13 protein-coding genes and 1 rRNA gene are annotated in these 17707 nt (G+C 49.4%); 9 read left to right on the forward strand and 5 right to left on the reverse strand.

Annotation, left to right across the window (positions count from 1 at the left end):
• Positions 1-34: 34 nt before the first annotated feature.
• Positions 35-688, reverse strand: coding sequence for an isoprenoid biosynthesis glyoxalase ElbB (gene elbB / locus ACMHXI_RS21600; RefSeq protein ID WP_025009069.1), 654 nt, complete (start codon positions 686-688; stop codon positions 35-37).
• Between the two features lie 385 nt (positions 689-1073).
• On the opposite strand from elbB, the gene polA reads away from it, so the two are divergent.
• Positions 1074-3842: a DNA polymerase I gene (polA, locus tag ACMHXI_RS21605; RefSeq protein ID WP_115389526.1), complete on the forward strand. Its 2769-nt coding sequence runs from the start codon at positions 1074-1076 to the stop codon at positions 3840-3842.
• Positions 3843-4495: 653 nt separating this feature from the next.
• Here the strand turns inward: polA and yihA are convergent.
• The gene (gene yihA / locus ACMHXI_RS21610) at positions 4496-5146 is read right to left on the reverse strand and encodes a ribosome biogenesis GTP-binding protein YihA/YsxC (protein WP_025009067.1); all 651 of its coding nucleotides are present in this window, start codon (positions 5144-5146) and stop codon (positions 4496-4498) included.
• 169 nt (positions 5147-5315) lie between these two features.
• Between yihA and ACMHXI_RS21615 the strand changes: the two genes are divergently transcribed.
• The 6 genes from ACMHXI_RS21615 to hemN all read left to right on the forward strand — a co-directional run bounded on the left by ACMHXI_RS21615 (position 5316) and on the right by hemN (position 10157).
• Entirely contained in the window at positions 5316-5936 is a 621-nt protein-coding gene (locus tag ACMHXI_RS21615; RefSeq protein ID WP_025009066.1) for a c-type cytochrome, read from the forward strand.
• A 398-nt stretch (positions 5937-6334) separates the two neighbouring features.
• Positions 6335-6589 (forward strand): hypothetical protein, encoded by a 255-nt coding sequence (locus tag ACMHXI_RS21620; protein ID WP_413736143.1) that lies wholly within the window; start codon positions 6335-6337, stop codon positions 6587-6589.
• A gap of 107 nt (positions 6590-6696) precedes the next feature.
• A complete protein-coding gene (locus ACMHXI_RS21625) occupies positions 6697-7383 on the forward strand; it encodes a methyltransferase domain-containing protein (protein ID WP_025009064.1) in 687 nt (228 codons plus the stop codon).
• A gap of 47 nt (positions 7384-7430) precedes the next feature.
• A complete protein-coding gene (yihI, locus tag ACMHXI_RS21630) occupies positions 7431-7955 on the forward strand; it encodes a Der GTPase-activating protein YihI (RefSeq protein WP_025009063.1) in 525 nt (174 codons plus the stop codon).
• An 11-nt stretch (positions 7956-7966) separates the two neighbouring features.
• Positions 7967-8434: a DUF2489 domain-containing protein gene (locus tag ACMHXI_RS21635; protein WP_025009062.1), complete on the forward strand. Its 468-nt coding sequence runs from the start codon at positions 7967-7969 to the stop codon at positions 8432-8434.
• 346 nt (positions 8435-8780) lie between these two features.
• Entirely contained in the window at positions 8781-10157 is a 1377-nt protein-coding gene (gene hemN, locus ACMHXI_RS21640; protein ID WP_082052781.1) for an oxygen-independent coproporphyrinogen III oxidase, read from the forward strand.
• 64 nt (positions 10158-10221) lie between these two features.
• On the opposite strand, the gene add is transcribed toward hemN, so the two are convergent.
• The gene (gene add, locus ACMHXI_RS21645) at positions 10222-11217 is read right to left on the reverse strand and encodes an adenosine deaminase (protein WP_413736146.1); all 996 of its coding nucleotides are present in this window, start codon (positions 11215-11217) and stop codon (positions 10222-10224) included.
• A 198-nt stretch (positions 11218-11415) separates the two neighbouring features.
• On the opposite strand from add, the gene ACMHXI_RS21650 reads away from it, so the two are divergent.
• Together ACMHXI_RS21650 and ACMHXI_RS21655 are read left to right on the forward strand one after the other, a co-directional pair.
• The gene (locus tag ACMHXI_RS21650; protein ID WP_107006310.1) at positions 11416-13194 is read left to right on the forward strand and encodes a DUF885 domain-containing protein; all 1779 of its coding nucleotides are present in this window, start codon (positions 11416-11418) and stop codon (positions 13192-13194) included.
• A gap of 67 nt (positions 13195-13261) precedes the next feature.
• A complete protein-coding gene (locus tag ACMHXI_RS21655) occupies positions 13262-14275 on the forward strand; it encodes an alpha/beta fold hydrolase (protein ID WP_115389531.1) in 1014 nt (337 codons plus the stop codon).
• Here the strand turns inward: ACMHXI_RS21655 and ACMHXI_RS21660 are convergent.
• Together ACMHXI_RS21660 and rrf are read right to left on the reverse strand one after the other, a co-directional pair.
• Entirely contained in the window at positions 14190-16676 is a 2487-nt protein-coding gene (locus tag ACMHXI_RS21660) for a putative bifunctional diguanylate cyclase/phosphodiesterase (protein ID WP_259663513.1), read from the reverse strand. The genes ACMHXI_RS21655 and ACMHXI_RS21660 overlap by 86 nt on opposite strands.
• A 623-nt stretch (positions 16677-17299) precedes the next feature.
• Positions 17300-17415, reverse strand: a 5S ribosomal RNA gene (rrf, locus tag ACMHXI_RS21665).
• Positions 17416-17707 lie beyond the last annotated feature (292 nt).

Here is a 17707-nt window from a genome sequence, read left to right on the forward strand (position 1 = left end):
CTCTTGAATAGGTTCAAAGTAACTTGGACAGGGCTTAGGCCAGCTCCAACACCTTGGCCACCAGCTTTTCAATGCCACTATTGGCCTCGGCAATGGAACCTGCCAGCATGTAAGCCGGGGTGCTGACTATCTTGCGCTCACTGTCGACCACAATTTCATCTACCTTGGCATTTTGATGTTCACCGCCCATGGCTACAAAGGCCGCTGCGGTTTCTGCGTCCGTCCCTATGGTGCCTCTGGCCCCTTCACCATAGAGGCTCGGGATCATCACAGGCGCGATACAGATAAAACCCACCACCTTGTCTGCACTGATAAAACGACTGATAAATTCACGTACCGGAGCGGCAATCTCACTATTGCTGCCATTTACGGCAAAGTTACAGAGGTTTTTAGCGGCCCCGAAGCCTCCGGGAATGATCAGGCCGTCGAAGTCAGCCACATTCAGTTCAGAAGTCGCCTTGATATCACCCCTGGCAATTCGAGCAGCCTCCACCAACACATTGCGCTGCTCAGTCTCCACGACTTCACCCTTGAGATGATTGACCACATGCATTTGAGGAATATCAGGGGCAAAACACTGGTAAGCCGCGCCCGAACGAGACAGGGACAGCAGGGTCAACACCGCCTCATGGATTTCACTGCCATCGAAGACACCGCAACCACTGAGAAGAACTGCGATTTTTTTCATTAAAAATTCCCTCTTATGTCATTTGGGTTTAACAAACCAGTTACAAACTGGTTGATCTGATTAAAAATCATGCTAACTTAATTCATCGTCTCTGCTAAGAGGCGATTTTTACCGCTACCAAGGTGCGAATCTGGAAAAGGAATTTAAAAAATCCACAACCGATAAGATTTAGTAAAACTTTTACCTGACTCACAAAAAAACAAATAACAAATAAATATCAACAAGTTATAAAAACAACTTTATGTTGTTCTCTACCGCCTTTCTCTATGTTGATTTTTTCACTCACAGACTTATCCACAGGCTGTAGGTGATTTTGTCATGGCCGAAAATGCCTTGATATGGCATGCTTAGCAGCACTTAAGACAGCTTAGATTGAAACAAAACTATGCCAACAATAGCAGAAAACCCCCTCGTCCTTGTGGATGGTTCTTCCTACCTCTATCGGGCCTACTATGCACCACCTCACCTGACCAACTCCAAGGGTGAAGCTACCGGGGCTGTTTACGGCGTAGTCAATATGTTGCGCAGCTTGCTGGGCAAATACAAGCCACAACAGATGGCGGTTGTTTTTGATGCCAAGGGTCCCACGTTTCGTAACGAGATGTACGCCGAGTATAAGGCCCACAGGCCACCAATGCCTGATGATCTGCGAAGTCAGATAGCCCCCCTGCATGCCATCATAGAGGCTCTTGGCCTGCCACTCCTTTGTATTCCCGGGGTGGAAGCCGATGACGTGATAGGCACTCTTGCCTCCAGGGCCAGTAAGGAAGGCCGTGCTATTCTGATCAGCACAGGCGATAAGGATATGGCGCAACTGGTGGATGACAATGTCACCCTGATCAACACAATGACAGACACCATAATGGGACCGGAAGAGGTCACCAGTAAATTTGGCGTCGGCCCCGAGCTTATCATCGACCTGTTGGCCCTGATGGGCGACAAGGCCGATAACATCCCGGGACTGCCTGGTGTGGGTGAGAAAACCGCGTTGGCCATGCTGACAGGGGCCGGTGGTGTCGCCAAGCTACTGCAGCAACCGGATTGTGTCACGGAACTTGGCTTCCGTGGTGCCAAGACCATGGCCAAGAAAATCACCGACAATGCCGAGATGCTGCAACTATCCTACGATCTGGCAACTATCAAAACAGATTGCGAGCTGGATCTGGATTGGCATCAACTCAATATTACCGAGCCCAATAAAGACCAACTGACACAGCTTTACGGCGAGATGGAGTTCAAGCGTTGGTTGGCAGAAGTTCTGGACAACAAGATGCCGCACCCCAAGGCGGCCAACACAGCAGCGCCAGAAACTCAGGAAGAAACCCCACCTCAAGTCACTATAGAGACAGAATACGAAACCATACTGACAGAAGCCGCACTGGAAAAATGGCTGAAAAAGCTGGCCGATGCCGAACTGATGGCGGTAGATACTGAAACCACCAGCCTCAACTATATGGACGCCAAACTGGTGGGTTTATCCTTTGCCGTCAAGGCTGGAGAAGCCGCCTATCTGCCACTGGGACACGATTACTTGGATGCCCCCGAGCAGCTGCCTAGAGAAGGGGTATTGGCCAAACTCAAGCCTATTCTCGAAGATCCCGAGATAAAGAAAGTCGGTCAAAATCTGAAATATGACATCAGTATTCTGGCCAATGCCGGTATCAAACTGGCCGGTGTCGCCTTCGATACCATGCTCGAATCCTATGTATTCAATTCTGTAGCATCCAGACACGACATGGATGGCCTAGCGCTCAAGTATCTGGGGCACAAATGTGTCAGCTTCGAAGATATTGCCGGTAAAGGCGCCAAGCAGCTGACATTCAACCAGATCCCTTTGGAAACAGCGGCGCCTTACGCCGCCGAAGATGCCGATATCACACTCAGGCTACATCAACACCTGTGGCCAAGGCTTGAGCGGGAGCAAGAGTTAGCCAACGTTTTCACCGAACTTGAGTTGCCGCTTATTCAGGTGCTCTCACAGATGGAACGCGACGGAGTGTTGATCGACAGTATGCAACTGTCGCAGCAGAGTGATGAGCTGGCACAAAAGATAGATGCGCTGGAGCAAAAAGCCTATGAGATAGCCGGAGAGAAGTTCAATCTGGGTTCTCCCAAACAGCTGCAGGCACTATTCTTCGAAAAGCTGGGTTATCCGGTGATCAAGAAAACTCCAAAAGGCGCGCCATCCACCGCCGAGGAGGTATTGATAGAGTTGGCGCTGGATTATCCATTGCCAAAGATCATTCTCGAGCATCGCAGCCTGACCAAGCTCAAGAGCACTTATACAGATAAGTTACCGCTGATGATCAATGGCAAAACCGGCCGGGTGCATACCAGCTATCATCAAGCCAACGCTGCCACCGGCCGCTTGTCGTCCAGCGACCCTAACCTGCAGAATATTCCTATCCGCACCGAAGAGGGGCGCAGAATTCGTCAGGCCTTTATCGCACCTTCAGGGCGCAAGATTCTGGCCGCCGACTACTCACAGATTGAGCTCAGGATCATGGCTCACCTGTCCCAGGATGCCGGCCTGCTGGCGGCATTCGCCGAGGGTAAAGATATTCACAGAGCAACGGCGGCTGAAGTCTTTGATGTGGCTTTTGAAACTGTCACTCCAGAGCAGCGCCGACGGGCCAAGGCGGTTAACTTCGGTCTTATCTATGGCATGTCCGCCTTTGGCTTGGCACGCCAACTGGATATTCCCCGCACTGAAGCACAAAGCTATATGGATACCTACTTCAAGCGTTACCCCGGCGTGCTCAAGTATATGGAAGAGACCAGGGCACTCGCTGCCGAGCAAGGTTATGTCTCCACACTCTTTGGTCGGCGCCTGTATCTGCCGGAAATCCGTGATCGCAATGCCATGCGGCGTCAAGCCGCAGAACGGGCTGCAATCAACGCTCCTATGCAGGGAACAGCAGCCGACATCATCAAGAAGGCGATGATCAAAGTTGCCGACTGGATAGCCTCTGATACCAAGGGGGAAATCACCATGATCATGCAGGTTCACGATGAATTGGTGTTTGAAGTCAATGAAGCGAAAGCCGAAGAGCTACAACACCAGATCTGCAAACTCATGGCTGAAGCCGCTACCCTGGATGTACCTTTGCTGGCTGAAGCCGGCTTGGGTGACAGCTGGGATCAGGCTCACTGATAATCTATCTATTCCATCAAGAGCCATCCTTCGGGATGGCTTTTTTGTGTTTTGAACACAAGGCTATGATTATCCGCATCTGCTCCCGTCATTAGCTACCCTACCTGAACTAAAAACAACAATTTTTGGCAAAAAATCGACAAACCAGCGCTAAAAGCCTGCTTTTTAAGCTCATTTTTGTAATTTAAAGATCAAAAGGCGCTTTTCTAGCCAACGATTCTTGTGATCGACTCCACATTATTGTCGTCTTTTTGAAAAAACAGTTTTCCCATTAGAGATAAATACAGTATTATTCTCGGCGTAGGGTACAGAGGTTAAGATGTTCTATCTTTCAGACCTTTATTTCACTTTTAGTGATCAGCCAAATTCTGGCGCCCCAGCAATCATTTGCTGGGGCTTTTTTTCGTCTGCAATATTTTTTAGAGTAATTACTTTAAAACTGATTCAGTTCGCGTTATGCTACCGCCATTGAGAGCCATCGAAGTCCAAGTTTGATGGTACTTGAGTCTTGTTGAAATTTTAGCTTCTCCCCAAAAGAGCTAATTTAACCGGTGACTGAGTCGCCGGTTTTTTTTGTCCTGAATTCTCCCGGCACACACAGCAGATACAAAAACGGCAGCCTATATGGCTGCCGTTTGCATAGTTTGAGTCCATCACTCTTGTTCGTTCTCTTCTTGCTCCAACCAGGCTGGATGGCACCACTCATCCAGAATCGCCAGAACCTTAGGTTTCCCGGTTCCCTTAAGTGATGAGAAAGGCTCGACTCTGACCCAATCACCAAAGTCAGCCAGCGCTTTACGTACCTCATTGACCGTCTTCATCTTGGCACTCTGTGGCAGCTTATCAGCCTTGGTCAGCAGTGCCAGCACAGGGATCTCACTGGCAACAGCCCATTCAATCATCTGCAAGTCCAAGTCTTTCAACGGATGGCGAATATCCATCAGCACCACCACACCACTCAGGCAGGCACGCTTTTGTAAATACTCACCCAGCGACTCTTGCCATTTGAGCTTCATGGCCAGTGGTACCTGAGCAAAACCATAGCCGGGTAAATCCACCAAACGGCGCTGCTCATCGAGCTCAAACACGTTGATCAGTTGAGTACGACCTGGAGTTTTACTGGTTCTTGCAAGGTTTTTCTGCTCGGTCAAAGCATTCAAAGCGCTTGATTTACCGGCATTTGAGCGACCGGCAAAGGCGATTTCCACGCCGGTGTCGCCCGGTAAGTGCTTGTCCAAATGGGCAATATCAGGCGCACTGATAAGGAATTTTGTCTTGCGAAAATCGATACGAGTTGCTGTCACTTCTGACTCCTGAATTTTGCTGGGTGATAGCATAAATATTGAAGACTTGCTTACTTTTCCACGTTTTCGTGTAAAATATTAGCCCGATCACATTATTTGTATTTTACCACGCTTGCGGGTCACCCTAGTAAGCTCAGGACAATAATTTAACGAAAGAAGTTGGAACGCCATGAAAAAGTTAGCCCTTGCGCTGTCTGTAGTCGCCGCCATATCTTCACCTGCGATTGCTGAAGGTAATGCTGAAGCGGGAAAAACCAAAGCCATTGTCTGCTCTGCCTGCCATGGCCTTGATGGCAACAGCATGATCGACATGTATCCCAAGTTGGCTGGTCAGCACACAACCTATCTGCAAAAACAGCTGCGGGAGTTTCGTAGTGCAGCCCAAACCGGTGGCAAAGATGGCCGTATGGATCCTATCATGGGCGGCATGGCGGTAGCCTTGAGCGATCAGGATATTGCCGATGTTGCAGCTTATTTTGCCAGCCAAACATTGCAGGTTGCTGAAGTTAAGGATGTTCCTGATGCCGGGGAGAAGCTGTTCAAGGGTGGTGATATGTCTCGTGGCATAGCCGCTTGTTCCGCTTGTCACGGTCCTGAAGGCAAAGGCAGCGAACTGGCCGGTTTCCCGGCAGTTGCTGGGCAGCACGCCAACTACATCAAGATCCAGTTGAATAAGTTCCGTGATCAGAGCCGTCATAACGACTTAAACGGAATGATGCAGGACACAGCTAAAAAGCTGAATGATGCAGACATTGAAGCGCTGGCCAAGTACATCTCCAGCTTGAAGTAATTTTTGCTGTAGCTTGGAAAGGGGTGACGTTTCACCCTTTTCTTAAGCTACAAAGTTTACGTTTACGTAAACTGAAAATATTAATGCTTGACACAGATCACAGATTTAGGTTTAATGTGCCCGTACCGAGATAAACCCATCTGTTTGTATAAAAACTTTACCAACAACATTCAGGTTTCGGTATAATTTACATTCAAGATATAAGAATAAAGCAATCCAATAACAATAAGACTACTAAGACCACTCGCAAATAATAATAACGAGTCGAGATTTCAGTTTGAAATCCAGGTCAATAAAAGTAAGGAACCGGCGATTTTGCCAAACCGCTTTTTAGCATTGTCCTTACGAATTAACAGGGGAACTTGCTCCAACAGGAAGATGTTTGCAGGACTCAAACATTGGCACAGGAAGCAACGCGCTTTGGATGCACTGGCTGGAAGCTTGTTATCACTGGAAGGTACTTAGTAGACAAGGATGGTCTGTTAGACGTCACAGAAGACGACTGGATAATGATGAGCCAATTTGGCCATCGCTATTTGCAGGAAACCCAAGAAAGTGTCTGGAAGACCGATAACGAGAAAAGCTGCAGGGAAAGCTGTCAAAAAAAGAAGGATATCGACCGGGAAAGTCGCATAGCAAGTAAGGAAACTTGAAATCAGAATCAGGTGTTAGTTAGCACCATCATAAGGCGGCAGCCATACTGCCGCCTTTTTTTATGGCATAATTTATTAACCACCGTTGAGCAGATATTAATTAGTCCATGCGTCGTTGCCCACTGTGTCATAACGATCATGCTGAACTCAGCTTTCAGGATAAGAAACGAGGTTTTTATCTCTGTCCCGAATGTCGGCTGTTGTTTGCAGATTCCAGCAGTTATTTGTTACCCGATGCCGAGAAACAGCGTTACGGCAGAGCCCGCCAAGCAGGAAAGCAAAAGCAGTTGGCACGCTTTATCCACCCCTTGTTGGAACAACTTCAATCTTTGCAACCCACGCCGCTATTTGGTCTCAACTTCGGCCGGGTGCTAAGCGAAGAAGGACTGCAGCAGATCAGCAACGCCGGTCACCATTTACAACAATTCGATCCCTTTTTTGCGGCAGACCACCAGCTACTACACCACCAATATGACTTTATCTGTTGTTTTCGGGTGTTCGAACACTTCAGAACCCCTGCAAAAGAGTGGAGCTTAATCGAAACGCTGCTGAAACCAGGGGGTTGGCTGGCCATATCCACTCCGCTGCTGACATCTTTGACGGCGTTTGCCAAATGGCATTACAAGAACAATCCGACTCATGTCAGCTTCTACCAGCAGCAGACTTTTGCTTACTTGGCATCTCTGGGTAAATTTAAGCTAATATTTGCAGCGCAGGACTTCATCTTGATGCAAAAAACATCAGGATCTGCTATAACACGCGACCTTGATGCAGAACCGCCGCTTGTAGACTGAACCCGGCACGGTTCGGACGCAACCAACTACTTTTTATCGAGAGAATTATGTCCCGTAGTAAAAAGACCCGTAAAGTCGGCGAGAACAACCCCAAACTAGCCCCCAGAACCAAGAAATCTGAGCGCGCTCCGGCCCGTAAGAAGCAGGATTCAGGCAATAAGGCGGGCAGTCGCCAAAACCCTGCTGCTCCAAAGGGGCAAAAGCGGGCAGGCTCTGACAAACAGGATATCCGCCTTGGCAGTAAAAAGCCTGTCGCTTTGGATATAGTCAAAGAAAAGGTTGCACAGCCCAAACAACCCAAACTGACCGATGAACAGTTGCTGCTGCAACTGGAGGAAGATCCGCGCCTGAATAAGCTGCTGGATCAGCTGGAAGAAGGACGGGAACTGGCCGCCGATGACCAGCAATGGCTGGAGCGGCAATTGGCCAAGATAGAGAAGCTGATGGAAAAACTTGGCATTACCGATTTGGATCAGGCCGATGAAGCCCCAAGCAAGGGTCATAGCGATGACGAATTGCTGGAGAAATTCGAATCCGGTGCTGAGCTTCTGAAACAATACCAAGACAACTAACGGAGGCCGGGATGCAGTTTATCCTTATCACCTTAGCCATGTTGATCATCATAGGCCTCAGCGCCTATGCCACGGTGTTGCTGCTGCGTCTGAGGAAACAAACTCAAGCCAGAGAACAAGCGATGGCTGAGCAAAAGGCGGTTATGGAAGCTAAACAGGCATCCCTGCTTGCCGATATTCGCTATATTGCTGCCGCAATGACAGAAGAGCGTTGTGAGTTGTCTGAAGGAGTGGTCAGAATCGTTAAACTGTTCGATCTGCTGTCGCTGACAGAGAGAGTCAGTGGTGATTACCCGGATGTGTTTATGCATTTTGAGCGCATCAAGGATCATCCAATTCTGGAGGCCAGGGCTCAGTTACCCAAGCAAGAACGGATGCGGCTCGACCTGGCCAGAATGAAGTCTGAAGCCGAGCTGGAGCAAGGCATATTGGCCGATGCCAAGAAACTCTCCGAGTTTCAGCTAAAGCCAACCCACTAAGGTTTCAACTGCCGGCTTGCTTCTCAGCAGTCGGCAGCGCTTTCTACATTAACGCTCTTCAAACCTTCTGCCCATATGGCCTTCTTGACCCAAACATGTCGGTTTATTCAGTGGGTTAATAACCCTCTATCTATTCAACCGAGTAGCTATCGAGCCCGCTGAATCCCTTCCCCGGCGTGAGTCGGTGCACAAAACCTCAATAAGACAACAGACATCGAAAGCGTTTTCATGGATATTCCCTAACGTCCAGTTGTGTACATGTAATTTTTACAACCTGGATCAAGGTTATTTGAGCTATAACCCTGCATACTTCGCTCATTGCTAATTTACTGTCGGAGGACACGCCTTGAAGCAGCCCACTCATATCAGCTGGGATCAATCAATGATCGAGAAATATAACTACAGCGGTCCCCGTTATACTTCCTACCCAACGGCGCTGGAGTTTGACGACTCATTCACCGAAGGCGATCTATTGTCGGCCATAGCCGGCAGCAAAAGCGACAAACTGTCTCTGTATATCCATATCCCTTTCTGCGCCAAGCTGTGCTACTACTGCGGCTGTAACAAGGTAATCACCCGGCATCAGCACAAAGCCGATCAGTACATAGAGTACCTGGCAGCCGAGATCGTCAAGCGGGCGCCTCTGTTCAAGCACTACACTGTGACTCAGATGCACTGGGGCGGCGGCACACCGACTTTCCTTAACCCAGAGCAAATCATCAAGTTATCGTCACTATTGAAGAGTCACTTCAACTTTGCCGAACAGGGTGAATACTCTATCGAAGTCGACCCTAGAGAAATCGAACTGTCTATGCTGGATGCCCTCAAAGAGGCAGGGTTCAACCGTATATCCATTGGGGTGCAGGACTTCAATAAAGAGGTTCAGGTAGCAGTTAACCGTGAACAGGATGAAGACTTCATTTTTGCGCTGATCAAAAAGGCCAAAGAGATGGGCTTTGTCTCTACCAATGTCGATTTGATTTACGGCTTGCCTCATCAAACACCGGAAACCTTTGCCGAAACCATTCAGCGAATTCTGGATCTGTCTCCAGACCGTCTGTCTGTATTCAACTATGCTCACCTGCCGGCCCGCTTCGCGGCCCAGCGAAAAATCAAAGATGAGCACCTGCCCAGCCCACAACAGAAGCTGGACATGCTGCATCAGACTATTAAGACCCTGACCGGCGCCGGCTATCAATACATAGGCATGGATCACTTCGCCAAACCCGATGATGAGCTGGCCAAGCTGCAAAGAGAAGGCCGATTGCACCGTAACTTCCAGGGCTATACCACCCAGGAAGAGTGTGACCTCCTTGGACTAGGGGTGTCGTCCATCAGTCAGATTGGTGACTGTTATGCGCAGAACCAGAAAGATATTCGCCCTTACTATGAAGCCATAGATGAGCAGGGCCACGCTCTGTGGAAAGGCTGTAAGCTCAATCGTGATGATGAAATCCGTCGCGCGGTGATCAAGCAGCTTATCTGCCACTTTGAGCTTGATATGGCCAAGATGGAGCAACAACTGGGGATCCAGTTTGAAGAGTACTTCGCCGAAGATCTCAAGCTGTTGCAAACCTTTATCGACGATAAACTGGTTAACATTGAAAACCGTCAGATCAGCATCAGCCCAACCGGGCGCCTGTTGATCCGTAATATCTGTATCTGTTTCGATGTCTACTTCCGAGAAAAGGCACGTCAGCAACAGTTCTCCCGGGTAATTTAACCCTGACTAGAATAAAAAAGCCGATGAATCATTCATCGGCTTTTTTTGTGTCTTAACCAAACTTTTATGCTTTAGCGGCGTAAAGTTCCCGGCGCTCGCTGTCTGAGAGGAAGGCCATCTCCACGCCATTACGCTGCAGCTTGGCCAACTCAGCGTCGGTGAAGCCCATCTCCTGCTTAACCACACGATATTCATGCTTGATATCTATGGCACTGACGCCTGGATCATCGGTATTCAAGCCAACCAGCACACCGGCTTCCATAAAGGTTCGCAGCGGATGCTCTTGATAGCTGCTCACAGTGGAAGTATGTAGATTACTGGTGGGACATGACTCGATACCTATCTTGTGTTCCACCAGATACTCCATCAATTTGGGATCATGAATAGCATTGACCCCATGGCCTATGCGAGTCGCCCCCAACTCCTTGATGGCTTGCCACATGCTTTGAGCACCGGCGGCTTCTCCGGCGTGAGCCGTTATCTGAAGTCCGACATCACGCACCCGCTTGAAATGCTCGTTAAACAACTCACCGGGGAAACCCAATTCATCACCGGCCAAATCAACCGCGACCAGAGACTCCCTGTGCGCGAGCAAGCCATCCAACTCCTGAGTACAAGCCTGCTGGCCAAATGAGCGAGACAGAATACCTATCAGTTTTATCTTAACCTGATAGTCCTTGAGCCCGGCTTTTACACCATCAACAACGGCTTCCACCACGCCTTCTATCGGCAGCTTGTGATTCATTGCCATGTAGTAAGGGCTGAACCTTAATTCGGCATAGTCCAACCCGGACAATGCCGCATCGGCGACATTTTCATAGGCCACCCGCTTTACCGCATCCAAATCGGCCAGCACGGCAACCATCCAGTCCAGCTTTTTCAAGAAAGCCACCAGGCTGGATTCTTTACTCTGGATCTGTACATAAGGTGCCAAGGCCTCAAGCGAGGCCGCCGGCAAGGCAATGCCATGTTGGTGACCCAGTTCCCATATGGTCTCAACCCTGACATTACCGTCCAGATGGCGATGTAAATCGACCAACGGAATTGAAGTATCAATCATAAAAATAACCCCTGTATGAACTACCCCGCCAATTTAGTTATTTTTTGGTCTGGGGACGCTTAAGTGTAACACGCCTTTTGTTAACACCTCTTAGTCTGCAGACAGGCTTTGTTACCAAAAGGTGAGCTCGAATGGCTGGGGCTGCCACCAAGCTTGAGGCATAATCCGTTCTCAAGGATAAAAAAGGAACAAAATCAAATGAAAAAACTCCTGCTACCCCTATTGCTCACCGGACTCTTGGGCGCCTGCCAACACCCTACTCATGAAGCCAACACGCCAGAAATAGGCAAGCAACTATCCCAAGCCGATAGCCAACTCCAGCAGCTAATAGCCGATGCCTGGCAGCAAAGGCTAGCAGAAAGCCCACAGATGGCCTTCCAGTTTGGCGATGACTCGGCCGCGGGTAAGTTAGCAGACTTGTCAGCTGAAGCTCTGGCGGCCGATGCTGCGGCCAATTCAGCACTTTTGCAACGGCTAAAGGCCATACCCAGAGAACAGCTGAGCAAAGAAGCCGCCATCAATGCCAGTATTCTCGAATACCAATTGCAGGAGAGCGTGGATAGCTTCAGGTTCAAGGCCCATTACCTGCCGATTACCTCAGAGAGTGGCTTTCACGCTTACATTGCTTCTATGGCCTCCGGGCCATTCAAGACAGAAGCCGATTACCGTCATTACCTGCAGAAGCTGCGATCTCTGCCGCGCTATTTCCAGCAACAGATACACTGGATGCGCCAAGGGCTTGCCGAGGGCATCACTCAGCCGCAATCTGTGCTGAGAGGGTTTGAACAGAGTATTCAGGCCTATATGGTACCAGTGCAGCAAAGCAGCTATTTCAAGCCGTTTGAGACGTTTCCAGAACACTTTTCTGCCAATCTTAAACAGGAACTGAGCCATGCCGGGTACGTCAGTGTCGAGCAGCATGTGTTACCGAGTTATCAAGCCTTCTACGACTTTATGACCGAGGAATATATCCCTGGCGCCCGTCAGAGCATTGCCGCATCAGCTCTGCCCAATGGTCGGGCCTTTTATGAAAACAGGGTCAAGTACTACACCACTCTGGATATGACGCCTGAGCAAGTCCATCAACTGGGGCTGAGTGAAGTAAAACGGATCCGCGCCGAGATGGAACAGATCATCAAACAAACCGGTTTTAAAGGCAGCTTTGCCGAGTTTCTGCATTTTATGCGCACCGACAAACGCTTTTATGTGAGCACGCCGGAGCAACTGCTCAAAGAGGCCTCCTATATTGCCAAAAAAGCCGACGCCATGTTGCCACGCTATTTTGGCAAGCTGCCACGCAAACCCTATGGCGTAGCCCCTGTACCGGCAGAAATTGCCCCCAAATATACAACCGGGCGCTATTCCGGCTCCAACTCGGAGACTGTGGCGGGTTTTTATTGGGTGAACACATATGCCTTGGATAAGCGCCCTCTCTATGAGTTGGAAGCACTCACCCTGCATGAAGCTGTTCCGGGTCACCACCTGCAGATTTCCCTCAATCAGGAGTTGGAGCAACTGCCCGATTTTCGCCGCTACAGCTATATCTCGGCCTTTGGCGAGGGATGGGGACTATACAGTGAATATTTGGGGCTGGAAGGGGGTTTTTATCAGGATCCCTACAGCAACTTTGGACGCCTGACTTACGAGATGTGGCGCGCCGCTCGCTTGGTAGTCGATACAGGTATGCACACCCAAGGCTGGAGCCGTCAGCAGGCAATAGACTTTATGGCCGGTAATACGGCTCTGTCGCTGCACAATGTCACCACAGAGATAGACAGATATATCTCCTGGCCTGGGCAGGCGCTGGCCTACAAGATTGGCGAGCTGACTATCAAACGTCTGCGAAAGCAAGCAGAAGACGCCCTGGGGGAAAAGTTCGATATCCGCCAATTCCACGATGCAGTTTTGGCACAGGGCTCTGTGCCCATGTCTGTGCTGGAACAACAGATAGCCGATTTTATCGCCTCACAGCAATGAAGCCCTGTTTCTGATACACTCGGCCAGTGCCTTTGAGCACTGGCTTTTTTAGATCAGGAAATATTGGATGGTAACGACCCAGGCCCGCAACGCAGAACCCTCTTCAACCCAGTCTCAATTGGAGACTTTCTGGCAAGGTGTCACCCATGCCAAGCTGGCAGTGGGATTCGGTAAAGAGCTGGCCTACGGTTATATTTGCCACCCAAAGGCGAAACAGGCCGTCGTCATCAGCAATGGCCGGGTTGAGAGTTATCTCAAGTATCGGGAGCTGATCCATGACTTCTATCAGCAAGGTTTTAGTGTCTACGCCTTGGATCATATTGGGCAAGGGCTATCCAGCAGGCTAACCGCCAATCCTCACCAAGGGCACATAGATAAGTTTCAGGACTATGTTGATCACTTGCACTGTTTCGTTGAGCAAGTAGTAGTTTCAAACCAATATGAACAGTATTTTCTGGTAGGCCACTCCATGGGAGGAGCGATAGGAACTCTGTATTTGCAGCAATATCCCCAGAGATTTACTGCCGCGGCCTTCTCTGCCCCCATGTATGGGATCCGTTTGCCAATGCCGCGCAACTTCGTACGTTGGTTGGCGGGGAAACTCAATAGTTATGGCCCGCATACCGAGCCCAACTACGTGTTATCCGGCCATGATTATCGTCCACTCGAGTTTAAAGATAATCAATTGACCCACAGCGAAAGCCGGTATCAGGCCTTACTGGATTTATGCCGGCAACGTCCGGAGATCCAACTGGGCTCGCCCACCAATCAGTGGTTGATAGAAGCATTGGATGCTTGCGAGAAGACCATCACCGCAGCCAGAGAGTCCAAGGTCCCGATCCTCATTCTACAAGCTGAGCAGGACACTATCGTCGATAACCAGGCGCAAATCGCTGCGATTGGCCCCGAGGTAATACTGGAAAAGATCACGGGAGCCAGGCATGAACTCTTTATTGAAATCGATGCAATACGTGAGCAGGTGCTGAGTATTATTTTCAACTTCCTGGCGCAGCGCACGGTAACTCATGCTTCGGCGCATGCAACAGAGTCGCGAACTCAGTCTCAGACAGAGGCTGACTGAACAGATATCCCTGGAAGCTGTCACAGCCGAGCTGGTTCAAAAAGGCTCTTTGCTGAGCCGTTTCAACCCCTTCTGCAACCACTTTCAGCTCCAGGCTGTGGGCCATTTCGACTATGGCCCTGACTATAGCATCCGCACTACGCCCCGAGCCTATCTTCTGCACAAAAGAGGCATCTATCTTCAATCTGGATAGAGGCAGGTTCTGTAAATAACTCAACGAGCTGTAACCTGTGCCAAAGTCATCTATCGCCACAGATATCCCGGCCTTCTTCAACAGATCGATTCGGGTATTCATGATGCACAAGTTGGTCAACAGGGCGTACTCAGTCAACTCCAGCTCCAATGCATCCGTAGCAATCCCCTGGGCCTTCAACAAGGCGATCAGGCGCTCCACAAACTCAGGCTGGTTAAACTGTCTGGCACTGAGGTTGATGGCAATTTTAGGCACTTTTATGCCTTTGGCCTGCTGCTCACGAATGAAGCGACAAACTTCAAGAATGACCCAATGGCCAATCTCACTGATAAGGCCGCTGCCTTCAGCAATGGGAATGAAGTCCGCCGGCGAAATATTCCCCTGCTGCGGATGTTGCCAGCGTAATAACGCCTCTGCCCCTGTCAATTGCCCCTGGGAATCGACTATTGGCTGATAAACCAAAGAGAGTTGTTGCCGCTCGATGGCATAGCGCAGCTCATTCTGGATCAGCAGATTCTGGTGAGCCTTAACCTCCATCTCGGAGTTGTAGATCATGCAGTTATCTCTTCCGCCTTCCTTGGCCTGGAACATAGCCATATCGGCTCGCTTCAAAAGCTCCTCGGCATCAATATCATCCTGATCATCGAACAGGCAGACACCAATGCTGGCAGACACATGCAGCTGCTTGTCACTGATATTAAAGGGTCTGGCAACCAACTGTCTGATCTCACTGGCCAACGCCAAGGCCCGCCTTGCCGCAGTGGTTTTGTCTTGGGTCAGGTCTTTTGCCAGGATAACAAACTCATCTCCCCCTAACCTGGCAACCAAAGTATTGGCAGTAAAATAGCCCGAGAAACGAGCGGCCAGCTGTATCAACAGCCGATCTCCCAAGTGATGTCCTAGAGTGTCATTAATGGTTTTGAAATTATCCAAGTCGATAAGAAACAGCGCTGCACACTGCAAGCTGTTGTGACAGTGCTTTTGCTGCTCATACAAGGCGTCCATCAAGGCGCGACGGTTAGCCAAGTTAGTCAATGCATCATGATTGGCTAAATGGGCCAGAGCTTGCTGATTACGTACATCATCCGACACATCAGCATGGGTACCGATAATCCTGCAAGGGCGCCCCTGCTCATCCCATTCAACCAGCATTCCCCTGTCCAGCACCCAGATATAGTGCCCCTCTTTATGGCGCAGACGGTGAACACTTTCAAACGCCTCGGTTTCACCATTGAGGTAGGCCTGTAGAGACGACAGCACCGCCTCTCTATCATCGGGATGAAGTCGACTTTCCCAAGTAGAATAAAGCCCTTCAAGCTCATGAGGGCCATAACCTATCATCTCTTTCCAGCGGTCCGACAGAAAAACTTCGCCGCTGGCGATGTTCCAATCCCAGATCCCATTGCGGGTTCCTTCCACCGCAAATAACCAGCGTTGCTCATTGTCTCTCAATTGTTTCAGGGTTCGCTGCAACTTCTGTTGACTCTGATGTAAATAATCCTGCAGCACCCGTACTTCGCTGAAAAGCCACGGACTATCTATATGAAAAGAGCTGCTCTCACCTTTCCGGGCCTGCCAAACCAAGCTTCTTAAAGGGCGGATCAGCATAAAGTGCAACACCAGCATAAAGCCCAAAACGAACAAGGCTCCCAAGCCCCAAACCCGCATAAACCGTACATTAAGAGCATCTGTCACCTTAGCCATTGCCGGTGACAAATCATATTCCAGGTAGATTAGCTCGACCTTTTCACCAAAGCCCACGGGGGCTTCTGCAGCTATAGGGTAATAGGCTTGTATCGATAGTCGATCCGGATTGGCAAATATCAAGGATTTACCTGAGTTGACCACTTGCCGCTGCAGTTCCATAGAATAGCCATCGATAACCTGCAAAGCCCGGCTGTCGCGCCAGACTACATGATTGGCGTGGCGAATAAGGCTGGTGTCATCAAGCAGGATATACACCATTATATTGAAGTCGGTTGCCGCCAGAGATATTTCTTCAGCCACGCTATCCAGGTTGTGGTTACCTACAGCCTTCTCAACAAGATGCTGCATCCTGAACAGCTCTTTCTTGAGCTGTTCTATCTGAACCGAAGCAGCCTCAGACTCCAGTGACTGACGCTCATAGAAATACTCCCCAGCAACAAGACAGAGATAAATAAAAAATACACAAAAAGGAACAACATAGGCCATGGCAGGCCTTGGCATCTTCACAAATGAAATCCTTGATGCTCATGACAAGAAGGCACACATAACGCTTAATGCTAACGGCAAATTAACTTACAGGCAAAGAGTCTAACTTCAAAATTGTTTTCGTGCTCAAAGACGCTGTCTGGTAATGCAGGTAAGAAGCTTAAATAACCAAGGAATGCTAAGGGCAAACAATCCAAAGCGGCTTTCGCCTGAATAAGGGGTAGTAGATATCACGAGCAGGATGAATGGGGTGGGGCTAAGCAAAATCCATAGGTTCCAAACCCAAAGAAGCCACGAGTACCTTTATTGAGGATACCGGTTGGGTGAAATCTTTGTGCTCCAGAGACTGGATGAATCTGACCAAACAAACGGGTCGAGCCATTCTCAATATCTCCACAGCACCATCTCACATGGGGGCGAAAGACATCTGCTCATCAAGCACAGCTTGATAGATGGCTGTAGCGCGAAGCAGCTTGGCTGCGAGCTGAGGGGCCCGCACTGCGTAAGCAGCTTTGGGCTGCATGTTAAGTCATGCTCGCTGGAAGCGAGACAAACAAAAAAGCCCTAGCATTTAGCTAGGGCTTTTTTGTTACTGTTTTGTCTCCACTTTTTTTTAAAAAGTGAAAATAAAATTGGGCGTCTGGCGATGACCTACTCTCACATGGGGAGACCCCACACTACCATCGGCGCGATTGCGTTTCACTTCTGAGTTCGGGATGGGATCAGGTGGGACCACAATGCTATTGTCACCAGACATATTCTTACTGGTTAATTGTCCGTCTGACGGTATTGTTTCCTCGCTACGCTGCTCATGTACTTCAGTACACTGCGCGGCTCGCTCGTCACGGCTTTGTCAGCCAAACAATTACCTGCGTCATTAACCTTTATTCTTCAATTCAGAAAGCTGTGCTCTTCTTCAGAGCCTGAGTTCAAACTTCAATCAAGTATCTAACTTCTTCAAGTCCGTAAAACCCATCTGGGTTGTATGGTTAAGCCTCTCGAGTCATTAGTACAGGTTAGCTCAACGCCTCGCAACGCTTACACAC

This window comes from Shewanella sp. BJSY2023SW005 (genome assembly GCF_047314585.1).
Taxonomy (GTDB): domain Bacteria; phylum Pseudomonadota; class Gammaproteobacteria; order Enterobacterales; family Shewanellaceae; genus Shewanella; species Shewanella algae.